The 20,558-nt window shown below is 68.8% G+C and carries 12 protein-coding genes; 2 read left to right on the plus strand and 10 right to left on the minus strand.

Features of this window, described 5'->3' with window-relative positions; all coding sequences use genetic code 11:
* On the plus strand, positions 1-4,384 hold a 4,384-nt coding region (locus ACOJTB_RS20375), incomplete at its 5' end, for a beta strand repeat-containing protein (protein WP_420104350.1).
* 228 nt (positions 4,385-4,612) lie between these two features.
* On the opposite strand, the gene ACOJTB_RS20380 is transcribed toward ACOJTB_RS20375, so the two are convergent.
* From ACOJTB_RS20380 to ACOJTB_RS20390, 3 genes are read right to left on the minus strand one after another with little or no spacing between them, the layout of a single operon-like run.
* The gene (locus tag ACOJTB_RS20380) at positions 4,613-7,666 is read right to left on the minus strand and encodes an efflux RND transporter permease subunit (RefSeq protein ID WP_420104351.1); all 3,054 of its coding nucleotides are present in this window, start codon (positions 7,664-7,666) and stop codon (positions 4,613-4,615) included.
* Entirely contained in the window at positions 7,663-8,730 is a 1,068-nt protein-coding gene (locus ACOJTB_RS20385; RefSeq protein ID WP_420104352.1) for an efflux RND transporter periplasmic adaptor subunit, read from the minus strand. Before ACOJTB_RS20385 ends, ACOJTB_RS20380 begins: the two co-directional genes overlap by 4 nt.
* A complete protein-coding gene (locus tag ACOJTB_RS20390; RefSeq protein ID WP_420104353.1) occupies positions 8,727-9,851 on the minus strand; it encodes an efflux RND transporter periplasmic adaptor subunit in 1,125 nt (374 codons plus the stop codon). Before ACOJTB_RS20390 ends, ACOJTB_RS20385 begins: the two co-directional genes overlap by 4 nt.
* A 223-nt stretch (positions 9,852-10,074) precedes the next feature.
* Between ACOJTB_RS20390 and ACOJTB_RS20395 the strand changes: the two genes are divergently transcribed.
* The gene (locus tag ACOJTB_RS20395) at positions 10,075-10,764 is read left to right on the plus strand and encodes a TetR/AcrR family transcriptional regulator (RefSeq protein ID WP_420104354.1); all 690 of its coding nucleotides are present in this window, start codon (positions 10,075-10,077) and stop codon (positions 10,762-10,764) included.
* Between the two features lie 40 nt (positions 10,765-10,804).
* Here the strand turns inward: ACOJTB_RS20395 and ACOJTB_RS20400 are convergent, their stop codons facing one another.
* From ACOJTB_RS20400 to ACOJTB_RS20430, 7 genes are all read right to left on the minus strand, one after another.
* Positions 10,805-12,385, minus strand: a complete 1,581-nt coding sequence (locus tag ACOJTB_RS20400; protein WP_420104355.1) for a sulfite reductase subunit alpha — start codon at positions 12,383-12,385, stop codon at positions 10,805-10,807.
* Positions 12,382-14,181: a NirA family protein gene (locus ACOJTB_RS20405; protein ID WP_420104356.1), complete on the minus strand. Its 1,800-nt coding sequence runs from the start codon at positions 14,179-14,181 to the stop codon at positions 12,382-12,384. The genes ACOJTB_RS20400 and ACOJTB_RS20405 overlap by 4 nt, the downstream gene beginning before the upstream one ends.
* 14 nt (positions 14,182-14,195) lie before the next feature.
* Positions 14,196-14,987, minus strand: a complete 792-nt coding sequence (locus ACOJTB_RS20410; protein WP_420104357.1) for an ABC transporter ATP-binding protein — start codon at positions 14,985-14,987, stop codon at positions 14,196-14,198.
* 10 nt (positions 14,988-14,997) lie between these two features.
* Complete coding sequence (gene ntrB / locus ACOJTB_RS20415; protein WP_420104358.1) at positions 14,998-15,900, minus strand: nitrate ABC transporter permease; 903 nt, start codon at positions 15,898-15,900, stop codon at positions 14,998-15,000.
* Between the two features lie 41 nt (positions 15,901-15,941).
* Entirely contained in the window at positions 15,942-18,632 is a 2,691-nt protein-coding gene (locus ACOJTB_RS20420) for a nitrate reductase (protein ID WP_420104359.1), read from the minus strand.
* The gene (locus tag ACOJTB_RS20425; protein ID WP_420104360.1) at positions 18,629-19,843 is read right to left on the minus strand and encodes an NAD(P)/FAD-dependent oxidoreductase; all 1,215 of its coding nucleotides are present in this window, start codon (positions 19,841-19,843) and stop codon (positions 18,629-18,631) included. Before ACOJTB_RS20425 ends, ACOJTB_RS20420 begins: the two co-directional genes overlap by 4 nt.
* A gap of 4 nt (positions 19,844-19,847) precedes the next feature.
* A partial coding sequence (locus ACOJTB_RS20430) for a CmpA/NrtA family ABC transporter substrate-binding protein (protein WP_420104361.1) occupies positions 19,848-20,558 on the minus strand: 711 nt, incomplete at its 5' end.

Here is a 20,558-nt window from a genome sequence, read left to right on the forward strand (position 1 = left end):
CGCCGCCAAAGCGGTGCGCGCACAGGTCCAGACCATCGCGCCTTCGATCGGCGGTAACGATCACATCGTCTTCGGCTCCGGCCGCAACGTCGTGATGGGCGGGGCCGGCAGCGACCTGATCGAGGGCGCCGATCGCGGTGCGGTCATCCTGGGCGACAACGGCATCGCCACCTTCGATGCGGCCGGCGTGATCCTGCGCGCGCTCACCACGGCGCCGGAGATCGGCGGCGATGACCGCATCAGCGCCGGAAACGGCGACAATGTCGTCATCGGCGGCGCGGGTGCCGATACCGTCACCCTACGCGACGGCAACAACGTCGTGCTCGGCGATGGCGGCCAGGCGGATTTCACCAATGGCGTGATCACGGAGATGGTCTCGGTGGCCGCGGCCATCGGCGGAAACGACGCAATCACCCTGGGCCGCGGCCGCAATGTCGCGATCGGCGGCGCGGGCTCGGACAGCATCGCCGCGGGGGATGGTCCCGACGTGATCATCGGCGATGCCGGCCATGCGACGCTCAGCGCGAGCGGCCTGCCGATCTTCGTGGAGACGCTCGCTCCCGACGTCGCGGGCGACGATGTGATCCGCATCGGCCATGGCGACAGCGTGATCCTCGGCGGTTCGGGCTCCGACCAGATCGTCGCGGGCAATGGCCATAGCGTCGTGCTGGGCGACAATGGCCAGGCGAGCTTCGACGCGCTCGGCCGCGTGCTCCTGGCCCGCACCACGGCTGCCGCCATCGGCGGCCATGATCGCATCACCATCGGCGATGGCGGCAGCGTGGCGCTCGGCGGCGCTGGTGACGACGCGATCGCCACGGGCTCCGGCGACGATGTCATCCTCGGCGACAATGGCGTCGCCAGCTTCTCCGGCGGCGTGCTGACGCATCTGGAAACGACCGATCCGACCATCGGCGGCAACGACACGATCCTCGCGGGCGATGGCGATAATGTCGTGCTGGGCGGTATCGGCGGCGACGTCATCACGACGGGAGCCGGTGCGGACGCGATCCTCGGCGACAATGGCGTGGCGGACTTCGTCCTGCAGAACGGGCAGCGCGCGCTGCGCCGCCTGCAGTCCACCGATCCGCTCGCGGGCGGCGGCGACCGCATTTCCGCAGGAGCGGGCAATGATTTCGTCGCCGGCGGCACGGGCGACGACGTGATCGACGGCGGCGACGGCAACGACATGCTGTTCGGCGACCATGCCCTTTACGATCTGGCGCTGCCGGCCAACCAGCGCGGCCTCGCGATCTTCACCGGCGCGCAGGATGGCGGCGGCAACGACGTGATCCATGGCGGCGCCGGCGACGATCTGATCTACGGCCAGCAGGGTGACGATGCGCTGTTCGGCGACGATGGCGACGACGACATCACCGGCGGCAGCAACGTCGTCGGCGCGGCCGACGGCAACGACACGATCTCCGGCGGCAATGGTCAGGACGTCGTCCTCGGCGACAATGGCATGATCCTGCGCCAGGTGCTGGTCGACGACGTCAAGCACATCACCTGGCAGATGGACCCGGCGCCGTTCGCGGCGGCGCGGCGCGAGGTCGCCCTGTTCGACCTGATCGACGGCATCGGCGGCGCCGACCACCTGATGGGCGATGCCGGCGACGACCGGCTCTTCGGCCAGGCTGGCGACGACTGGATCGAGGGCGGAGACGGAGCCGACGAGATCATCGGCGGCCTCGGCAGCGACCGCATCTCCGGCGGCGCCGGCGACGACATGATCCTCGGCGATCTCGGCCGGATCGTGCGCGCCTACCGGCCCGATGGTTCGGCGCTGCTCAACAGCGACGGAGGCTGGCACCGCGACGTGGTGCTGGAGGAGATCGGCACCATCACCGGTGTGATCGCCACCGATGTGCGCGGCTCCATCGACGCCAACGCTCTGGCGAAGTCGGACCTGCTGCTGGTCACCGGCGCGCGCGACGCAGCCGGCAACCTGCTGGCCGGGGCGTCGGGTTCGCAGGCGACCGCGCTGCTGACCGTTTCGCTGGGCGCTGCCTATGACGACGTGATCGACGGCGATGCCGGCAACGACACCATCTTCGGCCAGCGCGGCGACGACACGCTGCGCGGCGGCGACGGCGACGACGTCATCTATGGCGACCGTGCCTCCAACAGCGCCGAGTTCGTCTCCGACGAGCCTACGATCGTGAACGCAGTGCGTCTGATGGCGGCTCCGGCCTCAGCCGGCTTCGCCCTGCCGCTGGGCGGCGCCGTGATCGTGCCGGCCGCGACCCTGCTGCCCCAGGCCCTGAACGCGACGGCGCCGCGCATCGAGATCTACCCGACCATGTCGGGCACGATCAGCGCGCTCTCGGGCGCCGGCCCGCTGCAGAAGCAGGATGGCACCGGCCTCACCGTCTATGCCTCGGTGATGCCGAATCTCGTCGATACCCGCAGGGTGCTCTTCGGCAACGACGTCATCGACGGCGGCGTCGGCGACGACGTGATCTATGGCGACGACTCCCAGATGTTCAGTCTGGACGTCACCCGCTACGGCTCGCTGAACGCGCAGATCGACGGCGTCACCCTCGCCATGCAGCAATTGCTGGCGATGCTCGACGGTGTCGCTGCCGGTATCGACGCGATCGATCATGCCAACGGGCAGTCCTCGCCGGTGCAACTGCGCTTTGGCAATGATCGCATCTCGGGCGGCAGCGGCAACGATGTCATCGTCGGCGATTCCGGCCGCACGGTCGTCGCCGGTTCCGGCCTGGCAGTCGACCGGGCGTCCGCCTTTGCCCTGAACAACTTCCTCGATGCGATGCGCACGGCGATCGCGGATGCCACGGCCACCGCGAGCCATGCCCGCGAGGGCGTGATCGGCACGATGCAGGCAATGTCCGGCGGGCAGCTCTGGCCCGGCAGCTGGGCTCTGCCGGACCGCTTCGCCGTCAGCCACGAACTCGTGCTCGGTAACGACACGATCGATGCCGGCGATGGCGACGACCTCGTGGTCGGCGACAATCTGATCATCGTGAAGTCGGGAATCGCCCAGAGCCAGACGCGCTCGGATCTCTGGACGGATTTCGAGATCGGCCAGCGCCTTGCGGCGCAGGACGCGGCCTTGCAGGCTCATCTCGCCAAGGACCACCCGGTCGATCTGGTGGCGACGCAGATCGGCGCCGCGCTGCTCGGCGGCGGGCAGGGCTATGCCGTGACGATCGGCAATGATCGCATCGCGACCGGTGCCGGCACCGATGTCGTGATCGGCGACACGGCGCTGATCCAGCTGCCCTCCGCAGCCAGCCTCCAGGGCGCCTGGACCTATGCGGACGCGCTCGCCGCCGATCGCGCCCAGGTGCTCGGGCGTCTGTACGCCCATGCGGTCGGGCCCTTCGGCGGTTGGACGATGGATACGCCGATGGTTGGCGCCGCGATGTTCGGCTGGGGCCCGAATGGTGAGAACTTTGCGCGGCGTCCAGGAGCGGTCTCGGTCGATAACGATACGATCGAGCTCGGCTCGGGCATGAAGCGGCTGTTCGGCGGCAGCGCCGTGCTGGTGCCGGTGCTGGACGCGTTCGGGCGTCCGGTCGGCTTCGAGGGCATCAGCGGGAGCTTCCGAGGAGCGCTGGCGCAGCAGGCGTGGTTGGCCGCGCGAGTCGGCGCCAATCCGGCGGATGCGAGCGGTTGGACCGGCGGTGTCGTCGGCTTCGGCTGGGCTGGTTTCGGCTGGGCCGGCTTCCAGGGCTTCGGCCTCTGGAACGGCTTCGGCTTCTGGAACGGTTTTGTCGTCAGCGGGCGCGCATCCGGATGGGGTGGTTTCGCAAACAGCTTCGGCATGGCAGGCGAACCGGCGGCTGGCGGCTGGTCCGCTGCGCTCGGCAGTGTCGTCGGGTTCTGGAACGGCCCGGCCTGGGCGATGTCGCCGGCTTTGGGAGGCCTGCCTGGTGCAGGAGCCTTCCGCGGGGGCGTCGGCCCGGCCACCAGCTTCGGCCCGGTGGTTCAGGGCCAGGGGCGCGACAGCGTCGTCGATGGCGCGACCGGTGTGGATCTGTCGGCGCATCGGATCTATTCCGCGACAGGCAAGGTCGCGACCTTCCGCATGGGAGTGGACCAGATCGCCGACGGGGCCGGGCACTCGGCCATCATGGCCGCGCCTGAACTGATTGTCGGCCTGCCGTTCTTCTCGCTGGCCTTGGGGCCGGCCGCGTTGATCGGTCCAATCGCAGGACGCGGGCGCGACGAGCCCATTCGCGGCGTGTCGTACGAGGCGCTTCGGGCGTCCGATCTGATCGGTGCGTTGAAGAACTCGCAGATCGTCCTGCGCACGGGCTCGGAAGCGCCGAGCGGTCCCTACAGGACCTATGTCTTCGACGATCGCTCGGGCAGCCTGCTGGCTAGCCGAGAGGAAGACTTCCTCCTGCTGTGAGCCGCCAGTCTCGCGGGGTGCGGCTCAGGCATTGAAACGAACAGCGGCAATCCGCTTTTCGGCAAACGTCGATGCCTGAGCGATCACCTGCATGCCCGCCTTGGGCGCGTGGGCATCGAGCGGGAGCGTTCGGCACGAAGTCCCGGCAGATGCGGAGGTCCCCTGCGCGCAGGCGATCGGGCGCTCAGATGGTGAAGGGGCTGCGGTGGTCTTCCACGCCCCCCTGGCTCAAGCCGGGTCCGCCGCCTTCTCCGGGATCCTGAACCAGGCGACATAGAGCGCCGGCAGGAAGAGCAGCGTCAGCACCGTGCCGACGATGATGCCGCCCATCATCGCATAGGCCATCGGCCCCCAGAAGATTTCCCGCGCGATCGGGATCAGGGCCAGACTCGCGGCAGCGGCGGTCAGCATGATGGGCCGCATGCGATGCTCGGTCGCGTCGACAACGGCCTGCCACGGAGCGATGCCCTCACGCCGCAAATCCTCGATCTGGACGATCAGGATCACCGAATTGCGGATCAGGATGCCGATCAGCGCGAGCACGCCGAGGATCGCGACGAAGCCGAGTGGGGCCCCGCTGGGCAGAAGCGCGGCGACGACGCCGATGATGGCGAGCGGTGCCACCGCGAACACCAGGAACAGCCGCTGGAAGCTCTGCAGCTGGATCATCAGGATCGTCGCCATGATGAACAGCATCAGCGGCACCACCGCGACGATCGGGGCCTGGCTCTTGGCGCTTTCCTCGGCCGTTCCGCCGGTGGCGACGCTGTAGCCGACCGGCAGCTTGGCGTTGAAGGCCGCGATGGTCGGCTGGAGCTGGGCGGCGACGGTCGCCGGCTGCGTCTTGTCCGCCACGCTGGCCTTCAGCGTCACCGTGGTCTGTCGCGAGCGACGCCAGATCGTCGGCTGTTCCATGTCGTATCGCAGGGTCGCGACCGAAGCGAGGGGCACCGCCCGCCCGCCGCTGCCGGAGAGCTGGAGATCGCGCAGCGTTTCGAGCGACTGGCGCTCCTGCGCGCTGGCGCGGGCCACCACCTTGATGAGGTAGATGCTGTCGCGCACCTGCGTCACCGAGGTTCCGGCGAGGACGCCGTTCAGGGCGGAAGCGATGTCTTCCGAGGTGATCCCCAGCTGGCGCGCCTTGTCCTGCAGCACGTCGACCTTCACGACGCGGGCCGGCTCCATCCAGTCGAAGACGATCTCGCCGAGATGCGGGTTGCCGCGCAGCTCCGCGGCGAGCTGCTGGGCGTATTCCCGCACCTTTCCGATGTCGACGCCGCTGACGCGATACTGCACCGGGCGGCCCACCGGCGGACCGATATCGAGGAGTTTGACCAGCGCATCCGTGCCGGGGAACGTCGCCTTCAGATAGGCCTGCAGCTGCGCCTGCACGCGGTCGCGCACCTCCAGGCTCTTGGTGAGGATGATCGTCTGGCCGAAGGAGACGGCGCCGGGCTGCACGTCGAAGGAGAGCACGAAGCGCGGCGCGCCCATCCCGACATAGCTGCTCCAGTGGTCGATATCGGCATTGCCCTTCAGCGCCTCCTGCTCGAAACGGGCCATCTGCGCGTTCGTATCCGCGATCGAGGCATTCTGCGGCAGGTTCCAGTCGACGATCAGCTCGGCCCGGTCGGAGGAGGGGAAGAACTGCTGTTGCACCAGCCCCATGCCGCCGAGCGACAGCAGGAACATCGCCAGCGTGACGCCGATCGTGATCCAGCGGCGGCGCATGCAGGCCAGCAGCATGCGCGAGAACAGGCGCCCGAAACGGCCCTTTTCGGCGTGGTGGCTCTGCAGCTTGGCGGGCAGGATCGCGACGCCGAGCAGCGGCGTGAACAGCACCGCCACCACCCAGGACACCAGCAGCGACACGGCGATCACCACGAACAGCGTGAAGGTGAACTCGCCCGCATTGCTGCTGTTGAGGCCAATCGGGATGAAGCCGGCGACCGTGACCAGCGTGCCGGTGAGCATCGGGAAAGCGGTCGAGGTGTAGACATAGGTCGCCGCCTTGCGCAGCGTGTCCCCCGCCTCCAGCCGCGCCACCATCATCTCCACCGCGATCATGGCGTCGTCGACCAGCAGCCCGAGCGCGATGATGAGCGCGCCGAGCGAGATGCGCTGCAGCGAGATGCCGAGATACGCCATGACCACGAAGGTGATCGCCAGCACGAGCGGGATCGAGATCGCGACCACCAGGCCGGCGCGCAGGCCGAGGCTGATGAAGCTGATACCGAGCACGATCACCACCGCCTCGAACAGCGCCTTGGTGAAGCCGCCGACCGCCTCCTCGACGATATGCGGCTGGTCGGACACCAGATGCACGCCGACGCCCACCGGCAAATCCGCCTCGATCCGCGCCATCGACGCCTTCAGCGCCTCGCCGAACTCCAGCAGGTTCGCACCCTGCTTCATGCCGATCGCGAGGCCGATCGCCTCCTGGCCGTTGAAGCGAAAAAGGGCGGTCGGCGGGTCGACATAGCCGCGCGTGATCGTGGCGACGTCGGTGAGCGGAAAGAACCGGTCGTTGACCCGCAGATTGATCGCCCTCAGGCTCTGCTCGGAGGTGAACTGCCCACCGACCCGCACGCTCACGCGCTCCGGCCCCGCTTCCAGCACGCCGGAAGGGGCGATCGCGTTCTGCGCCTGCAGCGAGGCCAGGATGGAGCGCTGGTCGAGACCGAGCGCGGCCACCTTGCGCGGCGAAAATTCGAGGAAGATTACCTCGTCCTGCGCGCCGACGATGTCCGCGCGGCCGATATTGGGCACGGTCAGGACCTTGCTGCGCACCATCTCGACCTGATCGCGCAATTGCCGGCGGCTCAGCCCGTCCGCCGTGAAGGCGTAGATGTTGCCGAAGACGTCGCCGAAGCGGTCGTTGTAGAACGGGCCGGCCACGCCCTGCGGAAATTCGCCGCGGATGTCGCCGATGAGATTGCGCACCTGCAGCCAGGTCGGCACCACCTCCCGGGCCTTGGTCGTGTCGCGCAGATTGACGAAGACGATGGTCTGGCCGGCCGTCGTCATGCTGCGGGTGAAGTCGAGCTGAGGCAACTCCTCGAGCTTCTTTTCGATGCGGTCGGTGACCTGCCGTGCCATCTCCTCGGGCGACGCGCCCGGCCACTGGGCCTGCACGACCATGGTCTTGATCGTGAAGGAGGGATCTTCCTCGCGGCCGAGCTGCAGATAGGACATCAGTCCGGCCGCCATGAAGGCGATCATGAAGAACCAGACCAGCGAGCGATGCTCGAGGGCCCAATCGGAGAGGTTGAAGCTCTTCACGGCTGGTCTTCCTGCGCGACGCGCACCTTCTGTCCGTCCTGAAGCGAATGCACGCCGGCGGTCACGATCCGGACGCCGGCCTCGATGCCCGATGCGACCGCCACCTGCCCGCCCACCGGCTCGCCCGCCTGCACCTCCCGCTTCGACACCTGGCCCAGCCCCGCATCGGCGATCCAGACGTAATTGCGTCCGTTCTCGCGCAGCACGGCGGAAGCCGGCACGCTGAGCACCGGCCGGCGCGGGTCGTCCTGCGAGGCGACCACCGTCGTGCCGAGCCAGAAGCCGCTCGGCGGGTCCTTGAGCAGGATGCGCACGCGCCGCGTGCGCGTCGCGGCATCGGCGCCGGGTGCGATTTCCCGCACCGACCCCTGCGCGGTGATGGTGGGATCGAGCTGGAGAGCGACGGTGAAGCCCGTGCCGGTCGACAGCGCGGAGACGGCATCCTCGCTGACGTCGATCACCGCCTCGCGCACATCGGGTCTGGCGACCGTGACGATGCTCTGGCCCGGCGAGACGGTTTGACCCGGTTCGGCGCCCGTCGCGGTCACCACCCCCGCAAATTCCGTCTTCAGCTGCGCATAGCCGAGCTGTTCGCGGGCTTTGGCGAGGTTGGCCTGCGCCCGCGTGACCGAAGCCTCGGCGGCTGCCTTCGCCTGCGTGGCATTGTCGACCGAGGCGCGCGTCGTCGCATCGGAATCGACCAGCGCCTTCTGCCTCGCTTCGGTGCCGAGCGCATTGGAGAGCTGCGCCTGGGCATTGGCCAATTCGGCGGCCGCGCTGCGCACGCCGAGATCGAGCGCCGCGGCATCGAGTGTCGCGACCACCTGATCCGCGTCCACGAGATCGCCGACCTGGACCGGCCGGGCGATCAGGCGGCCGAGCACGCGGAAGGAGAGGTCGGTGCGATAGCGCGGCTCGACGACGCCGACGATCCGTGTGGCGCCGCTCGTGGCCGGCTGGAGAACCATCGTCAGCACGGGGCGGGGCGGCTGCGGGGCGGGAGTCTCGGCCTTGCAGCCGATGAGCAGCAGGGCGAGGGCCGAAACGGCCGAACGTCCGATCATGACCGCTGCCCCTCGAAAGAAACCTGTTGCCCCTCGGTGAGCAGCTTGCCGCCATCGGTCACGATGCGATCCCCCGGCGCGAGACCAGACGCGACGACGATCGAGGCCGTCTCGTAGCTACCGATGGCAATCGGCCTGCGCGTCACGCTTTTGCCGTCCGGTCCGACGATCCAGACCGCCGGCCGCTCGCCGATGGCGGTCAAGGCGCTCCAGGGAATGACGATCGCATCTCCCGCGACGCGACTGGCCGTTCCCGCGACGGGGCTGCCCAGCGTCATCTCGGGCGGGGGATCGACGATCGAGACCTTCACCCGCACGGTCGCGCTGCGCGGGTCGATGGTGGGCGATACCTCCCGCACCCGGCCGCGCGCCGTCACCTTCGGGTTGGAGACCAGCGCAATGCGGATGCTGTCCTGATCGACCTTGTTCAGGAAGAAGGATTCGTAGACGTCGAAGACCGCGTCGCGATCGCCGTCCTGCGCGAGCGAATAGACCGACTGCGCCGCCTGCGCGACCTGCCCGACCTCGAGATTGCGGGCGGTGATGACGCCATCCGCCGGGGCGCGCAGCTCGGTATAGCCGAGGGCTTCCTGCGCCGTGCCGAGCTGCGCCCTGGCGGCGTCGAGCGAGCCTTCGGCGGTGCGCTGTGCCTCCTGCGCCTGGTCATAGGCGGCGCGCGTCGTGAACCCGTTGCCGAGCAGGGTCTTTTGCCGCTCGAAATTCGCATTGGCGAGGCGAAGCTGCGCCTCCGCTGCGCTGACCGAGGCCGCCGCGGCCGCCTTGTCGGCGAACTGCTCGGCCGGATCGACCTTGGCCAGCAACTGTCCCTTCGTGACATGGGCGCCGACATCGACGGCCCGCTCGATCACCCGCCCGCTGATCCGGAAGGACAATTCGGCCAGCACGCGCGCCTGGACGTCGCCGGTCAGGGTGACCGCAATCGGCCGGCTCGACTCCGTGACCAGGGCCGTCTTGACGCCGAGCGGCTTTTTCGGCGGCGCCTCGCCGCGATCCTTGCAGCCTGCCGCAGATGCGGCGATGACGACGCCGAGCCCCATCGCCCGCAGCATGCCGCCGAGCCGGGATTGCGAACTGCCGGGATAACGTGGAAGGCGGGCCATCGCTTGGTCCATTCGGTAGCGGCACACGAAGAATGACCCACTTTCTGGCGGCTGTCGCGCGTGACGAACGTAAAGACAGCCGAACACGACCGGCTGGTGCCACAGGCCCGGCCGGCTGATCTCTTGAAGTTGACATTGACAACATATCATTTGGCAGGGCGTTGTCAACGCCCCGGCAATCTCGTGTTGACGCCGGCGGCCGGGGCGTTTCAATCACGGCACGATGAGCGACACCGATCCGGCCGCCGATCCCCGCCCTTATCATCACGGCGCCCTGCATCAGGCGATTGTCGATGCCGCGCTCGAAACCCTGGCCGAAACGCAGAGCACCGCGTTCTCGCTGCGCGAACTCGCCCGCCGTGCCGGCGTGAGCCACAACGCCCCCTACAAGCACTTCGCCGACAAGCGCGAATTGCTGGCCGCCGTCTCGGCGGTGGGGTTCGAGCGTCTCTCGGAGAAGATGCTGGCGGCTACCGGGACGCTATCGCATCCGCGCGACCGGCTGGCGACGGTCGCGCGCGCCTATGTCGAGGGCGGGGTCGCCAATCCGGCGCTCTACCGGCTCATGTTCAGCGGGCCCGACGGCACACGCTACCCCAATGAGGAGCGCGCTGCAGAGAGGATGAAGGGGATCGTGCTGTCGGCCATCGGCGATGGCGCGCTCGGCGAGGCCCTGCCGCAGTCGCCGGATCAGGCGCGTCAGCTCGATGCCGCGATCCTGATCTTCTGGTCGCAGATGCACGGCCTGACCCTGCTGCTGGCGGACCGGCTGGTCGGCCCGGCCGATGCGGCCGGCGCTCTGAGCGAAACCGCCCTTCAGGGGTTGATCGACGGCCTGGCCCACCGCGTTCCTCCCCTCCCACCGGGAATCTGGGTCGGCCCGCCCCCGGCCGATGCCCCAGCCATGAGTTAGTTCATCGTCACCGCATCCGAACGGAGGCGATTGCGAGGGTCTAATACACATCCGCCTGATAGCGCCCGGCCTTGCGCAGGGCGGCGACATAGGCGATCGCCTCTTCCGCCGAGCGCCCGCCATGCTGCGCGACGACGTCGATCAAGGCGCGCTCGACATCCTTCGCCATCCGCTTGGCATCGCCGCAAATGTAGAAATGCGCGCCGTTCTCCAGCCAGGCCCATAATTCGGCGCCGCGCTCGCGCATGCGGTCCTGCACATAGACCTTCTCGCCATCGCGCGACCAGGCGAGCGTGAGATTGGTCAGGAAGCCCGAATCCTTCATCGCCTGCAGCTCATCCTCGTAGAAGAAATCGCAGGCCCGCCGCTGATGGCCGAAGAACAGCCAGTTGCGTCCCGGCGCCTTCGTCGCGCGGCGATCGTGCAGGAAGGCGCGGAACGGCGCGACGCCCGTGCCCGGCCCGCACATGATGACGGGTGTCTCCGGGTTCTCCGGCAGGCCGAAGCCATGCGCGCGCTGGACATAGACCGGCACCTTCTCGCCCGGCTTCACGCGCTCGGCCAGGAAGGTCGAGGCGACACCCCAGCGCGGGCGCGAGCCGATAGCATAGCGCACCGCATCCACCGTCAGCGAAATGCGCCCCGGCGTGGCGATATGCGAGGAGGAAATCGAATAGAGCCTCGGCTGAAGCGGATCGAGCGCCTCGACGAAGGCTTCGGCCGAAAGCCTCGCCTTGCCGAATTTATGCAGCGCGCCGAGCACGTCGAGCCGGTCGAGATCGCCATCCGGGTCCTCGCCCGCCGCGAGCCGGCGCGCTCTGGCGCGGTCCTCGCCGCCGGTGACGTAGGAGATGAGCTGGAACAGGGCATCGGGAGCCGGGCCGAGCGCGCAGTCGCTCAGCAGGCGCTCGCGCAGGGTCTTGCCGCCGCAATCGGCATCCGGCCGCGCGCCCAGCAGCGCGATCACCGCATCGACCAGCCGCGGATCGTTCTGCGCGACGATACCGAAGGCGTCGCCGACGATGTAGTCGAGCCCGCATTCCGAGAGGTCGAATTCGACATGCCAGGTCTCCTTTTCGGAGCCGGGCCCGTTGAGCTTGCGCCGCGACAGGAAGGTGGCGAGCGCCGGGTTCTCGCGGCAGCGCCCCACAGGGCCGATTGGCGTCGCGGCCGCCGTCTCCGCCGGAGCCGCTGCGGGCGCGCCGCCCGCTTCCATCAGCGCCTTGACGGCCCGCAGCGTGTCCTTGCCGCCCGGCGCGCAGAGGTTGAGCCGCGTTTCGCCGCCTGAGGCGATGGCGGCCGAATAGCTCTCGCAGACATAGCCGCATTGCCCGCAATCCTGCTGCGCCATGGCGGCGAAGAGCTTGCGCGGCAGCGGTTTGCCCTCGGCGAGCGCCTGCCGCTCCGCCAGCGGCATCGCCGGATCGTGCCAGGGCGCGCCGTCATCCTCGGCCTGCCCCATCATGGCGGCGTTTTCGGAGGGCGACAGAGCGGTGACGCCGGCATTGTCGAGCGAGAGCAGCCCGGCGAAGAAGCCGTTGAGCCAGGAGCGCTGCTCCTCGCTGAAAGGCGCGGTGTCGGGAATGACCTGAACCAGCGGGGAAGGGGTCTGGACGGTCATCGGGCCGCGTCTCCCACCGTGTCGACCAAAGCCCGCAGCGCCTCGATCTCGTGACGCCGGGCGAAGGCGACGAAGCTTTCGTCCGGCGCGGCGCGGTGCGCCTGCCATGTCCGCAGGATCGCCTCGACGAGGGCGGGAGCGTCCTCGGCCTTGATCTTCTCGCGAAAGGGGCGGGCGATGCCGCCATCGACGCCATAGCCGCCGCCGACATGGAGGTCGTAGCCCTCGACCGTGTCGCCATCCTCGTTGATCGGCACTTTGGCGCCGATCAGCCCGATATCGCCAATGTAATGCTGGGCGCAGGAATTGTGGCAGCCGGTGAGATGGATGTTGACCGGCTGCTCCAGCGTGATCCGCGGCTCGCAATGCGCGGCGATGGAGAGCGCATCCTCCTTGGTGTGGGCGGCGGCGAATTTGCAGCCCGTGGCGCCCGTGCAGGCGATCAGCCCGGCCCGCAGCACCGAGGTCTCGGCGGAGAGCCCGGCGGCCTGCAGATTGGCGACCACGTCCTCGATCTTCGCGTCAGGCACGCCCGAGATCAGCAGGTTCTGCCAGACGGTGAGGCGGATATCGCCGTCGCCGCAGTTCTGGGCGATCGCGGCGATGACGCGCATCTGCGTGACGGTGAGCTTGCCGACGGGCAGGGCGACCCCGACCCAGTTCAGCCCGGCCTGGGCCTGCGGGTGGACACCGATATGGCCGAGGCGGTCATAGACCGGGCGAGGTGCGACGAATTCCGTGCCGAGGCGGATCAGCCGGCGGGCAAGCTTCTCCTCCACGGCCGCAAGGAAGCGTTCGAAGCCCCAATCGTCGAGGACGTATTTCAGCCGCGACCTGTTGCGGTCGGTGCGGTTGCCATGCGCGATGAAGACGCGGATCACGGCATCGGCCACCGCGACCGCATCGGACGGCGCGACGATCACGCCGGTGTCGCGGGCCAGATCCTTGTGGCCGGTGATCCCGCCCAGCGCGAGCCGGTACCAGATGCCGGGCCCGACGGGCTGGCCCTCGAAGCTCGCCCCCTCGACGACCTCGATCGCCTGGAAGCCGATATCGTTGGTGTCCTCCAGCGTCGCGATCGAGCCCGCCCCGTCGAACGCGACGTTGAACTTGCGCGGCAAGCCATAGAGCGAGCGGTCGTTGAGGATGTGATGGTGCCACGCCTTGGCATGGGGGCGCGTGTCGAGCAGTTCGAGGGGGTCGATTCCCGCCGTCGCCGAACCGGTCACGTTGCGGATGTTGTCGGCCCCGGATCCGCGCGCGGTAAGGCCGAGATCGGTCAGCCCCTCGATGAAGGCCGGCGCATTCTCGGCCTTGATCTCGCGGACCTGAAGATTGGCGCGCGTGGTGACGTGGGAATAGCCACCGCCTAGACGCTCGGCGAGGTCGGCGACGCCCGCGAACTGCCAGTGGGTCAGGATCCCGTTGGGGATGCGCAGCCGGCACATATAGCTGTTCTGCGCCGGGGCCACATAGAACAGCCCGTGATAGCGCCAGCGGAAATTGTCCTCGGGCTTGGGATAGGTTCCGCTTTCGGCCTGGGCCTTGAAGCGGGCATAGGCGTCGAAGGGATGCTCGGCGGCTTTCCACTTCTCCGGCTCGGCGAGCTTGCCGCCGGCCGCGACCGTCTTCGCCTGCGCCTCCAGATGCTCCTTGTCCGGCCCCGCCGGCCCCGCGGCCGTGGCGCCGGCGGCCGAGCCCAGCGGCGCCAGCCCCCGCGCGGTGCGGGCCGACTGCATGCCGGTCATGAAGCCTTCGAGATAGCGCTTCTGGTCGGGCGTGAAATCGTCGGTCATGGCCGGTTCATCCGTCACGCCGCCTCGACGAAGCGATGCCGTTCGTAGAGGAACTTCAGCACCGCTTCGCGCGCGGCGATGTAGGTGCGGTCGGCGACCAGATCGAGCCGCTTGCGCGGCCGCGTGAGCCTGACATCCAGCACCTCGCCGATGCGGGCGGAGGGACCGTTCGTCATCATCACGATCCGGTCGGAGAGCAGCACCGCCTCGTCGACGTCATGAGTGATCATGATCATCGTGTTGCCGAGCGCGGCATGGATCTGCATCACCGAGTCCTGCAGATGCGCCCGCGTCAGCGCGTCGAGCGCGCCGAAGGGCTCGTCCAGCAGCAGGATCTTCGGCTCCATGGCGAGCCCGCGCGCGATGCCGACGCGCTGCTTCATGCCGCCGGAAATCTCGCCCGGGCGCTTGTCCTTCGCATGACCCATCTGCACGAGGTCGAGATTGTGCAGAATCCAGTCATGCCGCTCGGCCTTGCTCTTGCTGCGGCCGAAGACCTTGTTCACGGCGAGCGCGACATTGTCGTAGACGCTGAGCCAGGGCAGGAGCGAATGGTTCTGGAACACCACGGCCCGCTCCGGCCCCGGCGCGTTGACCTCCTTGCCCTCCAGCAGGACCGCGCCGGCCGAGACCGGCGTCAGCCCCGCGACAATGTTGAGCAGGGTCGATTTCCCGCAGCCGGAATGGCCGATGATCGAGACGAATTCGCCCTTCTCGATGACGAGGTTGACGTCCTTCAGAACCTCGGTGGAGGCGCCGCCGCGCTGGAAGCGTTTGTCGACATGGTCGATCTTGAGATAGCTCATCGCCCGTCCCTCAGTTCGTCGCGGTGCCGCGGGTGACGACATGGCCGATGAAGGCGACGAGGCGGTCGAGCACGAAGCCGACCACGCCGATATAGACCAGCGCCACGATGATGTCGGAGAGGCGCGAGGAGTTCCACGCATCCCAGATGAAGAAGCCGACGCCGACGCCGCCGGTCAGCATTTCCGCCGCCACGATGGCGAGCCAGGACAGGCCCACGCCGATGCGCAGGCCGGTGAAGATGTAGGGCGCCGCCGAAGGCACCATGATCTTGAAGAAGAATTCGACCTGGTTGAGCCGCAGCACCTGCGCGACGTTACGGTAATCCTGCGGGATGTTGCGGATGCCGACGGCGGTGTTGATGATCACCGGCCAGATCGCTGTGATGAAGATCACAAAGACGGCGGCAGGCTGGCTGTCGCGGAAGGCGGCGAGCGAGAGCGGCAGCCAGGCGAGCGGCGGCACGGTGCGCAGCACCTGGAACACGGGGTCGAGACCGCGCATCGCCCAGACCGACTGGCCGACGACCGCCCCGAGCAGCACCCCGACCACCGCCGCCAGGCTGAAGCCGATCGCCACGCGCTGCAGCGAAACCAGAATGCGCCAGCCCAGGCCGATATCCTGCGAGCCGTTCCAGAAGAAGGGCTCGACGATCAGGTCCTTCGCCTCCTCCCAGATCTTGGTCGGTGTCGGTAGCGCCGATTGTGGCCCATGTGCGGCCAGCTGCCAGAACAGCAGGATCAGCGCGACGGTGATCAGGGGCGGGATCAGGTTCACGAGCACGCTCTTCCCGAAAGGGACGAGCCGCGCTGCGAGGGGCTTCGTCTTCGCGGCCGGCAGGCTCACGACCTCCGAAGCCGGCCCGGGCAGCGCGACCACCGCGGCGCTGGCGCCCTTCAAGACAGGCTGACCCATGTTCAAATCTCTCCTCTGACCAAGATCGTCCGTCATTGTCGTCATGCTGCGGCGCTCGGGCGCACCTGCGCGCCGATGCGGCGGATCTCCGGCAGGCAGGAGCCGCAATTGGTGCCGGCCTTGAGCTGCGCGCCGATCTCCGCGGCCGTGGCGGCGCCGCCCTCGAAAGCCGCACGGATCGCATGGAGTCCGACGCCGAAGCAGGCGCAGACCGTCGGGCCGGGATCGACGCCGCCCGGCACGCGGCCCGAGAGCAGAGCCAACCGGTTTTCGACGGCGGCGTGCGGATCGGCGAAGATCGCCTTGACCGTGTCCCAGAGCGGCGCCTGCCCGGCGCGGGCGAGGAACAGGGCGGCCTCCAGCCGGCCGTTCCGGAGCACCGCGCAGCGATAGCTGCCGCCGGTCCCGTCGATGAATTCGGTCAGGCTTTCGGGGCCGAAGCGCTCGCGCATCATCGCGGCGATGTCCACGATCGAGGCATCGGTGCCGAAGAGCCGCCCCTCGCCGCCCTGGACCGCCAGCCGCGCCCACCAGCTCGGCTCTGGCAGCGCGAAGGAGTCGCGCGAGAGCACGAAGCCCTCGAAGGCATAGCTGACCGGGGCGAGCGAGACCGGCGTCGCCTTCAGCTCGGGCTGGCCCGAAAACGGGTCGCAGACCGGCTGGCAAAGGGCCCCGATGCGCGCATCCGATGCTGTCTCGCCGGACCAGTGGATCGGCGCGAACACGGCGCCCGGCGAGACGCCGCGATCGGCGGTGACCTTCAGCACCACGCTGCCATGGGGGCTGGCGAGGCGCGCGAAGCCGCCGTCGGCCAGCCCGAAACGGGCGATGTCGTCGGGGTGGATCTGCACCGACGGCTCGGCGATATGGGCGCTCAGCCTGGGGCTGAGGCCGGTGCGGGTCATCGTATGCCAGTGGTCGCGGACGCGGCCTGTGTTCAGGATCAGCGGAAAATCCCCGCCCGGCTTCGCCGCCAACTGCGGCATGGCCAGCGGGCGCATATGCGCCCGGCGGCCGGGGCCGAAGAACTGGCCGTCGCCGAAGAGGCGCGCCGTGCCTTCGGGATGCTCGGCCGGGGCCGGCCATTGCACCGGCTCCAGCGCGTCATAGCCGGCGCGATCCAACCGCGTATGCGCGCCGATGTCGAAATCCCGCCTGCCATCGTTCTCGAAGGCCGACAGCGCCGCGTGCTCTGCATAGATGTCGCCGGGTCCGGCATAGGCGAAGGCGCCGCCGTAGCCGAGCCGCCGGGCGACCTCGCAGATGATCCACCAATCGGGCTTCGCCGACCCCGGCAGCGGCAGGAACGCGCGCTGGCGCGAGATTCGGCGTTCGGAATTCGTGACGGTGCCGTCCTTCTCGCCCCAGGCGGCGGCGGGCAGGATGTAATGCGGCCCGGCGGCGAGGGTGTCGTTGGAGAGCACGTTCTCCGAGACGATGAAGAGATCCAGCCCCGCGAGCGCCGCGCGAACGGCATCGGCGTCCGGCAGCGAGACGGCCGGGTTCGTCGCCATTACCCACATCGCACGGATACGCCGCTGCGCCGCGGCCTGCAGCATATCGATGGCCTTCAGGCCCTCGCGCCGCGCGATCTGCGGCGCGCCCCAGAAACGGCGGACGCGCTCCACCTCCTCGGTGCCATAGCCCATATGGGCGGCCAGCATGTTCGCCAGGCCCCCGACCTCGCGCCCGCCCATGGCATTGGGCTGCCCGGTGAGGGAGAAGGGCCCGCAGCCCGGCCGGCCGATGCGGCCGGTCGCGAGATGGCAGTTGAGGATCGCCGTGACCTTGTCGGTGCCCTGCGCCGACTGGTTGACGCCCTGGCTCCAGGCCGTGACGACATGGGGCGTGCTCGCCCAGAGCGCGTAGAACTCCGTGAGTTGCTCGGCGGCCAGCCCCGTGGCGGCGCGGACCGCGGCCGGATCGGGCGCCAGGGCCCGCGCATTCGCCAGCGCCTCGTCGAGACCCTCGACGTGACGGGCGACAAAGCTGCGATCGATCAGGCCGCTCTGGGAGAGGTGAACCAGCAGCCCGGCGAAGAGCGCGGCGTCCGAGCCCGGCTTCAGCGGCAGCGCCAGATCCGCATCCTGGGTGGTCGCAGTCAGGCGCGGATCGATCACGACCAGCCGGGCGCCCCGCTCGCGGCGGTTCTCCTGCATCCTCTGGAATAGCACCGGATGGCACCAGGCGGTGTTGGAGCCGACGAGGACGATCAGATCCGCCGTGTCGAGATCCTCATAGGCGCCGGGCACGGTGTCGGAGCCGAAGACCCGGCGCTGGGCCGCCACGGTGGAGGACATGCAGAGCCGCGAATTGGTGTCGACATGCGGCGTGCCGATGAAGCCCTTCGCCAGCTTGTTGGCGACGTAATAATCCTCGGTCAGCAACTGCCCCGACAGGTAGAACGCGACCGCCTCCGGCCCGTGCTCGGACAATGTGCTCCGCAGGCCCGCCGCCACCGCGTCCAGCGCCTCGTTCCAGCCCACCGGATCATACCCGCCGGAGGCGTTGCGCTTCAGCGGCTGCAGCACGCGGGTGCCGAGCCCCAGCGTCTCGCCCAGCGCCGAGCCCTTGGAGCAGAGCCGCCCGCGATTGGCCGGGTGCAGCGGGTCGCCCGCGATCGCGGCCCCGCCGGCGCCGTCCGGCATTGCGAGAACGCCGCAGCCCACCCCGCAATAGGGGCAGGTCGTCCGCGTCGCGGCCTCTCGCGGCAGGGCGCCGGTCGCGGTCATGCCGCCTCCCGCACGCAATAGCTCTCGCCGAAGGGCAGATCGGCCCGGATCGCGCTGACATCCTGCCGCGAGCGGATCAGCCCGAGATAGAACAGGGCACCCTGCGTGTCGCCGATGAGGACGCAGCCCGCCAGCCGCCCCTGTCTCAGAACGAATTTGCGGTAGATGCCGGCCGCGGGATCGCGCAGCACAACGGTCTCGGTGCCGTCGCCATCCTCGAACTCGCCCGCCGAGAACACCCCGACGCCGGAGACCTTGAGATTGGTCGCGAGCAGCGAGCCGGCATAGCGTTCCGGCGTGCCGGTCAGCCGCGCGGCCAGCACGCGCGCCTGCTCATAGGCCGGCTCGACGAGGCCATAGGCGAGGCCGCGATGCTCCGCGCATTCCCCGATGGCGAAGATGGCGGGGTCGTCTGTCGCCAGCCCGTCATCGACGAGGACACCGCGCTGCACGCCGAGGCCCGCCGCCCGGGCGAGGTCGATCTGCGGGCGCACGCCAATCGCGACGACCACGAGATCGGCCGGGATCGTCGTGCCATCGGCGAGCTCGACCGCCTCGACCCTGCCCGAACCCAGGAAGCGTTCGGTCGCCGCGTTCAGCCTGATCTCGACGCCGCGATAGGCGATCGCCTCCGCCAGTATCGCCGCGCCCTGCGCGTCAAGCTGCCGTTCCATCAGCCGGTCGGCAAGATGGATCAACGTCACGGCGGCGCCGGCGCGCGCCAGCCCGGTCGCCGCCTCGAGGCCGAGGAGCCCGCCGCCGATCACGACGATCCGCGCCCCGCTCGCCGCCCGTTCGCGCATCGCGGCGACATCCGCCATGTCGCGGAAGGTCAGGACGCCGGGCAGATCGGCGCCGGGGCAGCTCAGCCGGATCGGCCTGGAGCCGGTGGCGAGGACGAGCTTGCCATAGGGCAGGCTCGGCCCGTCTGCGAGCGTGACGGTCTTCGCCGCTCGGTCGATGGCCGTCACCGGGCGGCCGTAGAACGTCGACACCCCATTGGCCTGCCACCAGCCGGCGGGCTTCAGCTCGATGTCGGCCTGGCCGATTTCGCCGGCCAGCAAGGGCGAGAGCAGCACCCGGTTATAAGCCAGCCGGGGCTCCTCGCCGATGACGGCGATGGCGTAGCGGCCGAGCGCGCGGCGGCTGATCTCCTCGACCAGCCGCGTCGCGGCCATGCCCTTGCCGACGATGACGAGCGGCTCGGCCATCGGCTCACGCCACCCGCTTGATCTTCAGCGCCTTGAGATAGTCCATCGGCGCTGCCGGATCGAACTTGGTGCCGTCGAAGAAGGTCTCGATGCCGCGGCTGTCGGCGGTGGGCGCCCCGGCGACCCCGAGGGTCTTCGCGGCCTCCCGCCACAGATCGGCGCGGTTGGTCTTGTCGACCAGCGCCTTGATGTCGATCGTCGGCTCGAACTTGCCCCAGCGGATGTTTTCGGTGACGAACCAGGTGTCGAGCGACTTCCAGGGATAGGAGGTCGAGCCGCCTTCGCCCCAGAACTTCATATAGAGCTTGGTGCCCTTCACCTCGCGGCCGTTGCCGTAGTTAATGTCGCCCTTCAGCCGCTTGTTGATGTCGCCGACCGGCACGTTGAACCATTGCCGCTTGCCGACGATCTCGGCCAGTTCCTGCCGGTTCTCCATCTTGTCCGCCCACATCTGGGCTTCCATCACCGCCATCAAGATGGCCTGCGTGGCCTTCGGATTGGCATCGACGAAATCGGCGCGCATGCCGAGGATCTTCTCGGGATGGCGGAACCAGAGCTCGCCGGTGGTCAGCGCCGTGTAGCCGATGTTCTGGTTGACGAGCTGCTCGTTCCAGGGCTCGCCGACGCAGAAGCAGTCCATCGTGCCGACCTTCATGTTCGCCACCATCTGCGGCGGTGGCACGACGATGACCTTGATGTCGGTGTCGGGGTCGAT

Source organism: Allobosea sp. (genome assembly GCF_048595345.1).
In the GTDB taxonomy this organism is placed as follows: Bacteria; Pseudomonadota; Alphaproteobacteria; order Rhizobiales; family Beijerinckiaceae; genus Allobosea.